The 14,526-nt window shown below is 44.5% G+C and carries 13 protein-coding genes; 6 read left to right on the top strand and 7 right to left on the bottom strand.

Annotated features, from left to right (window positions below; genetic code table 11):
• Positions 1 to 25: 25 nt before the first annotated feature.
• Entirely contained in the window at positions 26 to 1,201 is a 1,176-nt protein-coding gene (gene purT / locus L1D15_RS11410) for a formate-dependent phosphoribosylglycinamide formyltransferase (RefSeq protein WP_239875694.1), read from the bottom strand.
• A gap of 333 nt (positions 1,202 to 1,534) precedes the next feature.
• On the opposite strand from purT, the gene L1D15_RS11415 reads away from it, so the two are divergent.
• Positions 1,535 to 2,740: an HD-GYP domain-containing protein gene (locus L1D15_RS11415; protein WP_239875695.1), complete on the top strand. Its 1,206-nt coding sequence runs from the start codon at positions 1,535 to 1,537 to the stop codon at positions 2,738 to 2,740.
• Between the two features lie 48 nt (positions 2,741 to 2,788).
• On the opposite strand, the gene cdd is transcribed toward L1D15_RS11415, so the two are convergent.
• The 6 genes from cdd to L1D15_RS11445 form a co-directional block, all read right to left on the bottom strand.
• Positions 2,789 to 3,676, bottom strand: a complete 888-nt coding sequence (gene cdd, locus L1D15_RS11420; RefSeq protein WP_239875697.1) for a cytidine deaminase — start codon at positions 3,674 to 3,676, stop codon at positions 2,789 to 2,791.
• Between the two features lie 249 nt (positions 3,677 to 3,925).
• Positions 3,926 to 4,603 (bottom strand): CidB/LrgB family autolysis modulator, encoded by a 678-nt coding sequence (locus tag L1D15_RS11425; RefSeq protein ID WP_239875698.1) that lies wholly within the window; start codon positions 4,601 to 4,603, stop codon positions 3,926 to 3,928.
• On the bottom strand, positions 4,603 to 4,968 hold the full coding sequence (locus tag L1D15_RS11430; protein WP_239836522.1) for a CidA/LrgA family protein: 366 nt from the start codon (positions 4,966 to 4,968) through the stop codon (positions 4,603 to 4,605). The genes L1D15_RS11425 and L1D15_RS11430 overlap by 1 nt, the downstream gene beginning before the upstream one ends.
• Positions 4,969 to 5,111: 143 nt before the next feature.
• Positions 5,112 to 6,536: an exodeoxyribonuclease I gene (gene sbcB, locus L1D15_RS11435; RefSeq protein ID WP_239875699.1), complete on the bottom strand. Its 1,425-nt coding sequence runs from the start codon at positions 6,534 to 6,536 to the stop codon at positions 5,112 to 5,114.
• Positions 6,537 to 6,675: 139 nt separating this feature from the next.
• Positions 6,676 to 8,049, bottom strand: coding sequence for an L-cystine transporter (locus tag L1D15_RS11440; protein ID WP_239866656.1), 1,374 nt, complete (start codon positions 8,047 to 8,049; stop codon positions 6,676 to 6,678).
• Between the two features lie 191 nt (positions 8,050 to 8,240).
• Complete coding sequence (locus L1D15_RS11445) at positions 8,241 to 8,927, bottom strand: NAD(P)H-binding protein (protein ID WP_239866653.1); 687 nt, start codon at positions 8,925 to 8,927, stop codon at positions 8,241 to 8,243.
• A 530-nt stretch (positions 8,928 to 9,457) separates the two neighbouring features.
• Between L1D15_RS11445 and L1D15_RS11450 the strand changes: the two genes are divergently transcribed.
• The 5 genes from L1D15_RS11450 (at position 9,458) to L1D15_RS11470 (ending at position 14,354) form a co-directional block, all read left to right on the top strand.
• The gene (locus L1D15_RS11450; RefSeq protein WP_239875700.1) at positions 9,458 to 10,069 is read left to right on the top strand and encodes a flavin reductase family protein; all 612 of its coding nucleotides are present in this window, start codon (positions 9,458 to 9,460) and stop codon (positions 10,067 to 10,069) included.
• Between the two features lie 6 nt (positions 10,070 to 10,075).
• Complete coding sequence (gene cobT, locus L1D15_RS11455) at positions 10,076 to 11,104, top strand: nicotinate-nucleotide--dimethylbenzimidazole phosphoribosyltransferase (RefSeq protein WP_239875701.1); 1,029 nt, start codon at positions 10,076 to 10,078, stop codon at positions 11,102 to 11,104.
• Complete coding sequence (locus L1D15_RS11460; protein WP_239875702.1) at positions 11,101 to 11,868, top strand: adenosylcobinamide-GDP ribazoletransferase; 768 nt, start codon at positions 11,101 to 11,103, stop codon at positions 11,866 to 11,868. Before cobT ends, L1D15_RS11460 begins: the two co-directional genes overlap by 4 nt.
• Before the next feature lie 71 nt (positions 11,869 to 11,939).
• Entirely contained in the window at positions 11,940 to 12,560 is a 621-nt protein-coding gene (locus L1D15_RS11465) for a histidine phosphatase family protein (RefSeq protein ID WP_239875703.1), read from the top strand.
• Between the two features lie 3 nt (positions 12,561 to 12,563).
• On the top strand, positions 12,564 to 14,354 hold the full coding sequence (locus L1D15_RS11470) for a M3 family oligoendopeptidase (protein ID WP_239875704.1): 1,791 nt from the start codon (positions 12,564 to 12,566) through the stop codon (positions 14,352 to 14,354).
• Positions 14,355 to 14,526 lie beyond the last annotated feature (172 nt).

A 14,526-nucleotide genomic window follows, 5' to 3' on the forward strand; every position in this document is an offset into this window, starting at 1 on the left:
CTGAATAATCTCAGGGGCTTTTGTTTTAATAAACGATTTTTACCTTATCTGCGCTGGCAACAGCGCCTTCAATCGCTTGCTCAATGGTCTCTCTACGAGCGATGCTCACTCCTAAGCGTCTGCGTCCATTTATATCAGGTTTTCCAAATAAACGAAGTTGAGTTTGTGGGGCAGCTAGAGCGTCTACCATTCCTTTAAACTGAAGGTTATCGGATTGGCCTTGTCCCAAAATTACCGCTGATGCGGTAGGCCCGTACTGGGTGATACCTGAAATAGGTAGGCCAGTGAATGCGCGGACATGAAGTGCGAATTCAGAACTGTCTTGAGACATTAGAGTGACTAGGCCAGTATCGTGCGGGCGAGGGGAGACCTCATTGAAAATGACGGTGTCACCTTTAACGAACAGTTCTACGCCGAAGATACCTCGGCCTCCTAACGCATTTACAACTTTGCTAGCGGCGTCTTGAGCGGCAGATAGCGCAGCATCAGACATCGCTTGAGGTTGCCATGACTCACGATAGTCACCGTCTTCTTGGCGATGTCCAATCGGAGCGCAGAAGTGGATACCATCAATAGCTTTAACCGTTAATAGAGTGATCTCATAATCAAAATCAATAAAGCCTTCGACAATAACGCGTCCTGCACCTGTGCGGCCACCTTCTTGTGCATATTGCCAAGCGGCCTCTATATCCGCTGCTGATTTAATAACACTTTGACCCTTGCCTGAAGAGCTCATAATTGGTTTGCATACACATGGGGTGCCAACAGACTCAACGGCTTGGGTGAATTCTTCATAGGTACTAGCAAAATGGTAAGGTGAAGTGGTGAGGTTGAGCTCTTCTGCTGCCAGTCGGCGTATTCCTTCTCGGTTCATTGTGAGGCGAGTTGCATTTGCTGTTGGTACAACATTTAATCCGTTGGCTTCAAGCTCAACGAGTTTCTCTGTGGCAATGGCTTCAATTTCAGGTACAACGTAATCCGGTTGTTCTTTGGTGATAATTTTTTCTAACGCTTCGCCATCAAGCATATCTAATGTGTAGCTTCGGTGCGCCACCTGCATGGCAGGAGCATTTTCATATCGGTCACATGCAATGACTTCTAAGCCTAAACGTTGACATTCAATCGCAACTTCTTTTCCAAGTTCCCCGGAACCTAGCAGCAACACACGTGTCGCGCTATTGCGGGTAGCAGTACCAAACATAAATAACCTTTCACAATTAATGGAGATTGAAATTGATACGAATCATACTGATATAAACAGAAAAGGCAAACGTTTGCCTTTTCTATGAGAATTACATCTGGATACTGTAGAACCACGTATTATATACGTTCAGTGGATGATTTTACTTGCTCTATGCTGCCGAATGAGGTTGTTATGACTTGTGTATTGAACGGAAGAGAGTGAATTGAATGTGCATCGTTAAAAATCTTAATTATGTGACATATCAGTAGAGTGAATGCTTAAGTAAAGTGATAAGTTTGTGATTATAATTTATAAAACTACAGAAATCACAATAGTTGTCATAGTCAATAGATGAAGTACGATCCAAACAACTCCATAAAGGTTCCGATTGATACATTAATGGTTGGGATGTTTGTTACGGCAATCGAAGATAGCAAGCGCGTCAATTTGGCAAATGCGGGTAGAGTTTCTTCTAAGAAAGCCATCCAGCAACTCGTTCAGAATGGGATCAAATTCGCTTGGGTAGATAAAAGTCTGTCTGCTAAAGGGAGTGTGTTTAAACCTGTGGTTGAAGCCAAGCCCAAGGTGAACGAAGAGTCGCCACCAACACCGATTAAACGCAAGCCCATAAGCCGTTTTTCTAAGCAAAAGAAAGCGTCAAAAATCATTCGTGAAGCCAAAGGTCTTGCGCAAAAAATTCTTAATCAGACGTTTGATGATAAGTCGATTCATGTTGATGAGTTAGATGGTTGGGCCAATGATCTTATAGAAGCGGTATTGATTGATTCCGATGCATTGCACTGCGTCTCTGCACTAAGAAGTAAAGACGAGTATTTGCTTGAGCATTCAGTCAATGTCGCTACTTTATTGGTGACTTTTGGCAAACACCTTGACTTGCCGAAAGAGACACTAAAGCAACTAGCTATCGGCGGTATTATTCATGATGTCGGCAAAATTAAGGTGGACGATAAAGTTCTGCACAAGCCTGGTAAGCTCACCCCTGAAGAGTTTGAGCATATGAAATTGCATCAAGTCTATGCTGAAGAGATTATTTTTACTGTCGAGGGGTTAGGTAGCATCAGTCGTGATGTTTGTCTGATGCATCATGAAAAATTAGACGGCAATGGCTACCCGAAGGGGCTCAAGGGTGATGAAATACCATTACATGGGAGAATGAGCTGCATTGTGGATATCTATGATGCCTTGACCGCAGATCGCTGTTACAAGAAAGGAATGAGCTCGGCCGAAGCGTTTAAGATCATATTGAGTTTAACGCCATTTCATCTTGATCGTGACTTGGTTTATAAGTTTATTAACTGTATCGGCGTCTATCCAGTCGGGGCGTTAGTCGAACTGAATGACGGTAGGGTTGGCATTGTTTGGACATCGAATGCGGATGAACCTCTAAAGCCAGAAGTGAAGTGCTTTTACTCAAGAAAATATAAGCGTTTTATTGATGTCAGTTTCGTCGATATCAAGAACAGTCAATATAAAATTGCGAAGGCGATTGCGCCAAGTAATCTTGAAGTAGATCCCGCCCCATTTTTTGATGTGTGAGAAAATAATAAAGGCGCTAACTCAGCGCCTTTTGCGAATATCACCTTATTAGATAGCCAAATAAGATACAGGGATATCGGGGTTGATTGCTTCCAGCGTTGACTGAGTATCGGCAAGGTGGCTGATTGTGCCTTCAGACATCTCAACAAGTGCTGCTGTGGCAATATTATCGAATGACTCACCATCAAGAAGTAATTGGATCAATGCTACTTGTAGCGGAGGTAGGCTTGGGTTGAAGGCTGCATTTTCTGCATAGGCACCTTGATACACTTTTCCACTTTTTAGCTTGATGCTAACACCACTTAAATTGTGAGTGTAAGGCGCATAGCTTCTATTCAACGCACTTAATGCTTTGAGGACGACTTCATCAGACTCGTCACATCGCTTTCCATGGTCAACGGCTGCCATTAAACCTGATTCGATACCGAGATCACTAGGCCCAAATGATTCAGGCAAATACTCTTGAAGGGTTTTTTCATCACGTTGAGGAAGTTGGATCGCCAACTCACCAGCTGTCGTCAATTCATTCATAAATTGTCGACAGTGGCCACAAGGACTGAAGTTGATTGTAATGTCCAAGATACCTTGTTCGCCTTTCATCCACGCATGACTAATCGCTGATTGCTCTGCGTGTACGGTCTGACCAAGTTGTGCGCCTAAAATTTCAACGTTTGCACCGAAGTAAAGTCTTCCTGACAGGCCACGAACAATTGCACCTACATAAAAATTTGAAATCGGAGCATAAGAATAAGCCGCGGCGAAGGGAAGCAGTGCCACTCTCAGCTCATCATCTTGTAGATCAGAAATAGCGAGTAGCTCTGCAAACTGTTCAGAAGAGAGGGTTGCATCAAAATCATCCGCTAACAAAATAGGAGAAAGGAACTTTGCGACTTTATCTGGCGCTTCAGACAGCGCTTGTTCTATGCGGCTTCTCATATTGAATCCTTGTTTTAGCAATAATGAATATCTTTGGGTCTGCCTGAGTTACTTTTAGAGTGGCTTACCCTGATACTGGTATTTCATTTTATGTAACGCAGAAAACTTTACTGAGATCATTATCACAATAAAAATTGCAATGGATTTTATTGTTACACAATTAGAGTGATGTCACACATGATAACGATTGCAGTGAGGGTTTAGGTGATGTACGTCGGAATGCGTAGATACGCTATCCGACGCGGAGGTTTATGCAGCGAGCCAGATCGCGAGAGCGAAGAATGATGGGGCCAGAATTGAGGTAATTACGCCACAGACCACGAGTGCCAATGAGCTGAAGGCTGCATCTTGTGCGTCCTTTTCTGCACAGGTTGCGGTCCCCAATGCATGAGAAACGGTGCCCATGGTGAGGCCTTTGGCAATGGGATGAGTGATGTTCAATACATTATAAATAGGGTAGGCCAGAATCGCACCAAACAACCCAACCAATAGCACCAAAATAGCGGCAATAGCAGGTTCGCCACCTAAATGGCTTGATACTTCCATTGCGATTGGCGTTGTTACAGATTTACCTAATAAGCTGGCGATCAATGAGAGGTCTGTCTGCATGTAGGATGCGATAACCGTGGCGGTCAGCATCGACATGACACTACCGACACCACAGGCCAGAATGATGATTCGCCAGTTAGCTCGTATTTGAGGAAGCTGTTCGTATAGGGGATAAGCGAGGGCAACAACGGCAGGCTGTAGCAGAAAATTAATCCACTCATTATCCTGGTAATAAGTTTCGAACGGTACTTTGAGCTGGGTGAGTAAAGGGATCATCACTGCCAGGCTGAGCAGTAGAGGATTCATAAACGGACTAGTGATCTTTTGGCAGAGCCAGCGTGCAGACAGGAAAACGACAATTGTTACGAGTAGCCACATTATTGGTCACCTCGCTTGAGCATTCTATCCAACATGAGTCCTAATAAAACCAGTACGATGAATGTGCCACCTACTGCACTAGCAAGAATCGGAAGCGCGTTGTTGAGGAGTAGATCAAAGTGTTCCATTAATCCAACACTGATTGGAACAAAGAGCAGCACCATGTATCGAATAAACAGAGTGGCGCTAGGACGTACCCATTCCACTGGTACTAGCCCGCTGGCAAGAAGTGAAAACAAGATTAACATGCCAATGATGCTGCCCGGAATTGAGATATCTAGAAGGTTTTGAATATTAATGCCTGCCATGAGGCAAAGAAAAATCAGCCCCATAGATACGACGTATTTAAGCAAGGTTTTCGCCATAGGTGGTGTCGTCCAAATTTAATCAACTTTTGCATATGTGAATACACTGAAACGTAGGTTCAGTGTATTCACAGGCCTCAGCAAGGTGGTATTTTTATAGTGTGATGAGGCCCAACTGTTATAGGGTGCAGGCAATAAGTTGTTTAAGATACTCGCTTTTGAACGTATTGGTAAACAGATTTTAAGATAGCTATCTTTTTTTCGTCACTTTCATACTCGTGAACTAAGTTTTCCAAATTCAACATATAATCTTCAATTCGGCTTTCAAAGTACTCACGGCAATGTGCCGCCCATTTTTGTTGCTCACTCTCGTCCAATGTCCACGGAAAATGTCTGGCGCGATAGCGAAATAAAAGCGGAGCAATTCTGTCGTCACTGAATGAGATATCAAGGGCGGATAGATTCTCCGGATCCGTTTCGCGGATTATTGCCATTGATGTTTTATCAGCTGGAGAGAAAAAACCATCGTAAAGCATGGTATCGACATCATCGTTCTTTTCGTATTCTCGTTCGATACTGTATAGCGAATTGAGTTTTTCTCTTATTTCTGGGTGTTGTCTAAGTCGCTCAAGGTTTTGTAAGCACTTTTCTCTGTCAATGCCTATGTTAGCTGCATTCTCAGCAGTTAATGTTTTGGCTGGGGCCAAAATAGGGCACTTGTTGAGGTGGACAAGTTTGATTGGTACGGGCAGTTCGTCTGGGCCAAGTTCAGAATGTTTGGTGTAGAGACGCTCATTAAGCTGTTCTACATCTAAATCCAACAACGGCTGAGGATCTTTCGCCAAATCAACCACGATGACTGCGTTTTGATTGGTTGGGTGCCAAGCGACCGGAACTACCCAGCTAGTATAATTGCATTCACGCCCCAACATACCCGATACGTGCATAAGCGGTGTCATCTTTACGATATCGACAAGATCATTGAGTTTACGCTTGTGGCGCATACTCAGGAAGTAATCGAAAAGCTTTGGTTGCGCAGCTTTGACCTTTTTCGCCATCTCAATGGTGGCGATAACATCGGCCATCGCATCGTGTGCATTCGCGTGTTCAATGCCATTTGCAACGGATAAGTGTTCCAGCTTAAAACTGATGAAGCCTTCTTCATTTTCTGGCCAATTGATGCCTTCTGGGCGAAGAGCATAACAAGCTCTCATCACATCAAGTAAGTCCCAGCGAGAGTTGCCGTTTTGCCAGCTCCACGCATATGGATCGATGAAATTCCGGTAACAGGTGTATCGAGTCACTTCGTCATCAAATCGAATGCTGTTGTAACCTAAGTTGATGGTGTTGGGGGTGGATAATTGCTCATGAATTTTGGCGATAAAATCAGGTTCTGGCAGGCCTTTCGATTCCGCAACTTGAGGTGTAATACCTGTGATCAGCGCAGCTTCTGGTGAAGGAAGATAATCTGAGGGTGGTTGGCAGTAGATAACAAGAGGTTCACCTATGATATTGAAGTCCATATCGGTACGTACTCCCGCAAACTGAGACGGTCTGTCTTTTGCTGGGCTGGTTCCCCACGTCTCATAATCGAAGAAAAAAAACGTAGGTTGATGCTCTTGTTGCATTATCTCTTTACCAAGTCTTTGAAATTCACTCAGGTATTAGACCACTGAGGATGAGACAAGGCAAACAGGAAGCGCTGGATTGCAGGAAATTTGTTGGCTTAGAAAAAGCCCCGAGTGGTTAACTCAGGGCTTTGCTATGTTAGGCTTGTTGAGTTTCAAGCTCTTCGTCGGTGAGTTTATCACCAAGAATACGACTTGTGAGGGTGCCTGCTGTCATGGCACCTGAGACGTTAAGAGCGGTTCGTGCCATATCAATCAAAGGTTCAATTGAGATAAGTAGCGCTGCGATGGTTACTGGTAATCCCATTGCAGGTAATACAATCAAAGCAGCGAAGGTCGCACCGCCCCCTACGCCGGCGATACCGAATGAGCTCACCACGATAATCGCGACTAGGGATAGGATGAAGTTGATATCTGTTGGATCGATACCCACAGTTGGAGCAACCATCACGGCCAACATTGCAGGGTAGATTCCCGCACAGCCATTTTGTCCTATGGTTGCGCCAAATGATGCTGAAAGGTTTGCAATTGCAGGTGGCACGCGCAGCTTGTTGATCTGTGCTTCTACGTTAAGTGGAATCGTTGCTGCTGAGCTGCGTGACGTAAATGCGAATGTCAGCACCGGCCAAATCTTCTGGAAATACTCTTTAGGACTAACACCAACAAAAGACACCAGAATTCCGTGAACAACAAACATTAATGCGATGGCAACGTATGACGCAACGATAAAGCCCAGTAGGTTGAGAATGTCACTCGCACTGGATGTGGCAACAACTTTCGCCATCAGCGCTGCAATACCGTAAGGTGTCAAAGCCATGATCATTTTTACCAAACGCATCACTACCGATTGAGTGGCTTCTACAAACGTACGAATCGGTGCTTCCAACTCTTCCTTTTCTGCCATCACTTTGCGTGCAGCGATACCAGTTAATACACCGAAGATCACAACAGCGATAATCGAAGTCGAGCGAGCACCAGTTAGATCAGCAAAAGGATTAGTAGGAATGAAGCTAACCAGCATTTGAGGAATGGTGAGGTCGCTGACGACACCTACGCGGTCTTCGAGCACAGCAATACGAGCTGTTTCTCGGGCACCTTCCGTTAAACCTTCAGCACTAAGGCCAAACGCCTGGGTCACAAAGATACCGATGATGGCAGAAATTGCCGTGGTGGCTAGTAGTACTGAAATTGTCAGCCCAGAGATCTTGCCCAATGAACCGCCTTTTTCTAGCTTGACAACGGCGGCAATCATAGAGACCAGTACCAGCGGCATAATGACCATCTTCAATAGGCCAACATAACCACGGCCAACGACATTGACCCACTCCAGAGTTTGATCGATAACCGGGTTACCTTCACTGAATATAAGTTGAAGCGCTAAGCCAAATGCACTGCCGAGCACTAAACCGAATAGAACGAGTCGGGATAATGTGTTTTCCTTCCTCTGTTGTCCAAAAAGGAAAAAGAGGATACCGACAAATACCGCTAAAGAAGCGATAGCCGCTACTGACATAATAGGTTGTCCTTATTGAGAGTTTGAGTCGCATTTATTGAGTAAATGCATTACAGGATTAAATTCTGTAACAAACAATAATGATTTGAAAAGTATGATTGAAATAAAAAAAAGATATTTGATATGTATTTAAGTTATTAAACTGGCGATTTTGTATCGAAAGTGCGCGAATAAAAGTGAAAATGGGCAACTTATTGATATTTATTAATCAAATCTCTCATCTGGATACTATCAAGAGTTTGAATTTTTCTTTCCGTGTTGGTCAGCAAGCTGTATTGCATTGCCCTTGCGACTTCTTCAGCTTGAATAGGAATCAACTTAGCCAGCTTGCCTAACATAAGCGGTCGAAGAGATTTCAAGACAAATTGAACAACGGCTTCATCAGTGCGAGGGGTATCCCTAAGGCCGACAAGAGGTCCAGGCCTGACAAAGGAAACATGTTCAAACCCCATACGCTCAATGGCTATTTCCATTTTGCCTTTGCAGCGCAAATAATGAGACACAGAACGTACCGAAGCACCGTAACTAGAGACAACGGCTAAGTGAGTCACACCAAGTACCTTCATTGTTTGAGCTACATCGCACACTAACTCGTAATCGATGCGTTCCAGTTCCTGTTTTGATCCTGCTTGCTTGATGGTGGTACCTAGGCAGATGAAGCCATATTTTGGGGATGGTTTATCAGAGTCCCACTGTTGAACTTGAAGTTGCTTGTTTTCCAGTACTTCCAGTTTGGGGTGAAAGAAAGGCAGTGGACGACGGCTCAAGGCATAGATGCGTGTGATGGGAGCCTCTTCTAGCATCTGTTTAATCAGCTCTGTTCCTATTAAGCCCGTCGCGCCAGCAATCATGACGACTAAATCTCTCGACTCAGACACATTATTGTCCTTAGTTCAATGTAACAACCAGAGCATCTAACAATGCACCTGAAAAGTCTGTGATCGATCTTTTAGGTTGAGAGTTATCTTGGGTCATGTTTGGCCTCGATTAACGAGGCCATTCTGGTGGTGGAGAGATCAAGTAAGGGAGAAAGGGACTCGCTTTTGAGTCTTTTGATTCGACTTGTGTTGTTTCTGTTTCTTCGATTTTTGATTGGCAAACATACAAACCTCCTTGCACTATCAAGCTTGGGTCAACCGTACTCGGCGTTAAGCAATGCAGTCTTCATGCCGACTAATTTTCAGTGTGATATTTTTCAGTAAGTTAGTTGTGAATAAGGCTGCCCCATATAATAAGATAGGTGATGGGAGGGAAAAGTTTCATTTTTCACATCAATTTGAATATGAAAATGACGTCTGTATATGTCTATCCGCGATGAAATAAGCGTGGGGGTGGGGTGTTAACTAGCTGATTTCGCGTTACACTCAGAGCTTCACAGGGGATTCGTGACACCAAAAGGAACAATAAAATGAATATTGATGCAAGCACTCTTGCTCCTACTCAGATGTACCATTTGATGACTCAAACCGTGATTCCAAGGCCAATTGCGTGGGTTTTGACCGATTCGGGTGATGCAGATTACAACCTCGCACCATTTTCTTATTTCACACCTATCTCAAGTAATCCTCCGCTTTTAATGTTTTCTGTGGGTAAAAAACCGACAGGCGAGATCAAAGATACGACACGCAACATCCTAGAGACTGGAAGAATGGTGGTGCATATCGCAAATGCTGAGATGGCTGAGCAAGTAACTCAGACATCGGCAACCTTACCACATGGTCAGTCTGAGGTTGCCTTAGCCGAGTTGGAACTGACTGAATTTGAGGGCTTTGAATTACCAAGAATCAAAGATTGCCCAATTGCTTTTGGATGCAAGCTGTTTGAAGTTAAAGAAATTGGGGAAACACCTCAAAGCCTAATCTTTGCTCAAATTGAAGACATATATATTGCGCCGGAAGTGATTGGAGATAACCAAGAACGTTTAGTTGTTGACGCACTAAAAGTGAATCCTCTTTCTCGTTTAGGTGGTAGCCAATATGCCAACCTAGACCAATCCTTTACTGTCGCCAGACCGAAATAAAGCTGTATGTTAGATCAATCTTATTCAGATGCTATTTGGCATCGAATCAATCAAAAAACTAAACCACTGGGTGCTCTTGGGCAGTTAGAGTCAATTGCCCACCAGCTCGCACTGATTCAGAGTAACTCAAAAGGTGACGTTGTCACCAGTGTGAGCATTGTAAAGCCAACCGCGATTGTCTTTGCTGGTGACCATGGCATTGCGGACGAAGGTGTGAGCATCGCGCCAAGCGCTGTGACTCAACAAATGGTGTTAAATTTTCTTGCTGGTGGAGCGGCAATCAATTGTTTTTGTCGGGTAAACCAGATTGAGCTTAAGGTGGTTGATACGGGAATATTGATTCCTGTAGAGGTGTCAGCGCCTAACTTTGTAGTGCAAAGGCTGGGTGATAGAACCGCCAATTTTGCCAATGAGGCAGCGATGTCTAGTGACCAAGTCAAACAGGGGATTGAGTTTGGTCGCGAGCTGGTTAAGCGAACGGTCAATGAAGGTTGCAACCTTGTCATGTTTGGTGAAATGGGAATTGGGAACACTTCAAGTGCCGCCGCCATAGTTGCTGCTTTGACAGGTCAGGATGCCCAATCATGTGTTGGTCTAGGCACAGGTATCACCACTGAACAGCTAGCGAAAAAAGTGGCTCTAGTCGAGCAAGGCGTGTCGCGTTGCCGAGGTGGTGACGTTTATCAGGTGTTATCTGAAGTGGGCGGTTTTGAGATTGTGCAAATGGTGGGGGCGTTCTTGGCCGCCAGTGAAACAAGAACACCCGTTATTGTCGATGGGTTTATTGTCACAGCAGCAGCCTACGCAGCAACACTGATAGCACCTGAGTGCAGAGAGTTTATGATTTTTGCGCATAAATCTGAAGAATTGGCCCATCAGATATTACTCGAAAAACTCGATGCTAACCCGCTGTTAGATTTGTCTATGCGTTTAGGAGAAGGCACGGGTGCCGCTCTTGCGATTCCTTTAGTCAGAGCGGCTGCGGAGTTTTACAATTCAATGGCAAGCTTCGAAGATGCCGGAGTAACGGTTTGATGCATTCTCTGAGGTATCAGATAGAACTGTTCTGGCTGGCTTTAGGTTTTTTTTCGCGGTTACCCATTCCTCAAGCCACTCCATACTCAGAAAAGCGCATGAATCAGGCTGGCCGTTACTTTGCTTTAGTCGGCTTATGCCTAGGAACATTATGTGCCATGGTTTATTGGTTGGCCGAAAGTGTCTGGGGCGTCAATGTTGCCGTTGTCGTGGTTATGGTGTTTAGTTTGTTGTTAACCGGTGCTTTCCATGAGGATGGCCTGACCGACATGGCAGATGGCATTGGTGGTGGAATGACCCTTGAAAGGCGTTTGACCATCATGAAAGACAGCCGAATTGGCACCTATGGCGCGAGTGCCCTTGTCATGGCTTTACTGGGAAAGTACGTTCTGCTTACTGAGCTTGCGCCTAAAACTGAACTCATAGTCGTTTTACTCGTCTCTTATACTTTAAGCCGAGCGATCGCTGCTTCGCTTATTTATAACATGCCTTATGTGAGTGACCCCGAGGTGAGCAAGAGTAAACCGCTTGCAAATCAACAATCTAAAAGTGAACTTGTGATACTGGCTGTCACCGCTTTGCTGCCGATGTTGTGGTTAGATTATACGCTAGTGGTTTTGTTGATTACTGCCGCTCTTATGTTTCGAGCGCTTTTCAAACACTGGCTAATGAAACGAATTGGTGGATTTACGGGCGACTGCCTAGGTGCTGCTCAGCAGTTGATGGAAATCGTGATTTATCTAGTGATACTTGGTTTTCTGTGAAGGTGAAAGAGTGTCTATACATTTGACATTGGTTGCGGCTATTTTGCCAATCAAGCTGTAAGGGAAGAAGCTTGAAGACAGTTAATATTTATTTACTCAGGCATGGAAAAACACAAGGTGAGCCTGCCTTGAATGGTTCCACTGATGTTTTGGTTGACTCCGATACTCAGCAAGCAATTTGCCGAGGTTTGATATCATCGTCTTTAAACATCACCCACGTTGTTACGTCACCACTTCGGCGCTGCCAAGACTTGGCTGCACTACTGGTGTCAAATCAGCCGGCTCTCTCATTATCAGCAGATCCTCAGCTGCAGGAAATGAATTTTGGTGAGCTTGACGGTCAACCATTTGACTGTATTAAGCCTTACTGGCCATTGCTGGAGCAGTTTTGGCAAGACCCCGCAGAGACGGTTTTACCAGAGGCAGAGACTCTACAGCAGTTTCACCGTCGTGTTACTCAACGGTGGACTGCACTGGTAGAGAGTGTCGAAGAGGACACATTAATCATTTGTCATGGTGGTACGATACGTATGATATTAGCTTCAATATTGGATTTAGACTGGAAAAACCCTGCGCTCTATTCTGTGCTTCAAATAGGCAATCAAAGCCTGACTCACATCCAACTGACCAGAGCAGACAGTCTGTACCAACGAGTGTGCTCCATTGGCGTACCACTTCAAATTAAGGAATAAAACATGACAACACCAAGTTGGAATCTGACCATTGCTTATCAAGGTTTAGACGATAATAAGATTGAACAAGATGTCGAGCTCGTTCAGCAATGTATTCAGGTATTGGGACTGAACGTTGATAAACGTAACTCGGTTACCGTGATGCAAAATGCAATATTGACTAGTGAAGCCGCAGGCAAGCTACTTTCAACAATCAATACGTTTGCAAGTTGCCATGCGTCGGTAGACGCCAAAAACAGCGTAGCCAAAGCAATGATTGGTCGTGTAGCTAAGCTGAACTCTGAGCTTTCTCAAGCGTTTACACCTTATGATGATACTCTGACAAACGCTCCCGAAGAGTTCATTATTGAGGTATTGAACCATGAAAGTGGGGATGTGTTTGGTCAGGCTTTTCAGATTGATTGTACACGTAAGCTTGCAGACACCAAGTTAAGTGTTGCGGAAGAGCAATTGCTATCGGCAATGCAGGTGGATGGGCGAGATGCTTGGGGGAGAATGTATGACAACATCACAGGCTCGCTGCAAGTTAATATAGGAGAACACGAACCCGATTTTATCGGCTTTTCTCAGGCTGCCAGTATTTTGTATGGTACGGACTTTAACAAACAAGAACGAGCTTGGCGCGGTATTCAGAAAGCAATGCACACGCACCAAGAAAGTTTTGCTGGAATTTTAAATGCACTGGCGGGATGGCGCCACACGGTCAACCAAAAACGTTCTCATGTGAAAAAAGTACACTTCCTAGATAGTAGTCTTCATGGCAGTCGTATCCAAGCGGAAACCTTAGATACCATGATGAAAGTTGCTAAAGACAACCGACATGTAGGACAGAAAGCAGGTTTGCTCATGGCCAAAGTGCATGGTTTGACAGAAATGAAACCTTGGAACCATTTAGCGGGTATGCCGAGCCTAACAGAGGCTCAACCTAAGGTGTATAGCTTTGATGAGGGTATCGAGATCATTACCAATGCCTTTGCTCAAGTGGACAGTGAAATGGCGGAATTTGTCACCATGATGGTGGAAAATGGATGGATTGACGCTGCGCCTTCAACCAACAGACGCCTAGGTGCGTATTGTACAAAATTTGCCGCAACGCGTTCCCCGTTAGTCTTCATGACTTGGGGAGGAAGCCGTTCCAATCTTCTCACTCTAGCTCATGAACTTGGCCACGCTTTTCATAACTGGGTAATGCGTGATATGCCGCTGTGTCAAACACGCTATCCGATGACGCTAGCAGAAACGGCTTCCATCTTTGCGGAAAATATTGTCCGTGATTACTTGCTGGAACAGAGCGAAAGTCGTGAAGAAAAGTTGGAAATGCTATGGGAAGAGCTTTCAAGTTGCTACGCCTTGATGATCAATATTCCAGTGCGTTTTGAATTTGAAAAGGCATTTTATCAGCAGAGAATGGCAGGTGAACTGAGTGCTGAACAATTGTGTGCTTTGATGAGTGAGACTTGGAAAGAATGGTACGGTGAATCGATGACGGAAGCCGATCCTTATTTCTGGGCAAGCAAGCTTCATTTCTCCATTTCGGGAGTCAGTTTTTACAACTATCCGTATTTATTTGGCTATCTGTTTAGTAAAGGTGTCTATGCACAACGAGAATCGAAAAGTGACAACTTCTATGCGGATTACGTCAGCCTTTTACGTGATACTGGCTCAATGATGGCAGAAGAAGTGGTTGAAAAGCATCTGGGTATGGCATTGAACAGTGAAGTGTTTTGGCAACAAAGCATCGATATGGTGAAAAATAAAATTGATGAGTTCGAATCTCTATTAGATCAAGAATAAATTCACCATAAATATGATAAGATAGTCAGCAAACCGGGTAGGGAGTCTGCCCGGTTGTTTTATGTACAGCGAGAGCATTCTATCCCGAACGGAAAATGGTATCGGGCGTGGCAGTTGAGTTTTTTACGATGAAGCACGAATTTTCTCTTGATAAGTGAGATCGTGTCTACAT

It is taken from the genome of Vibrio sp. Isolate25, from assembly GCF_022398025.1.
Classification (GTDB): domain Bacteria; phylum Pseudomonadota; class Gammaproteobacteria; order Enterobacterales; family Vibrionaceae; genus Vibrio; species Vibrio coralliilyticus_A.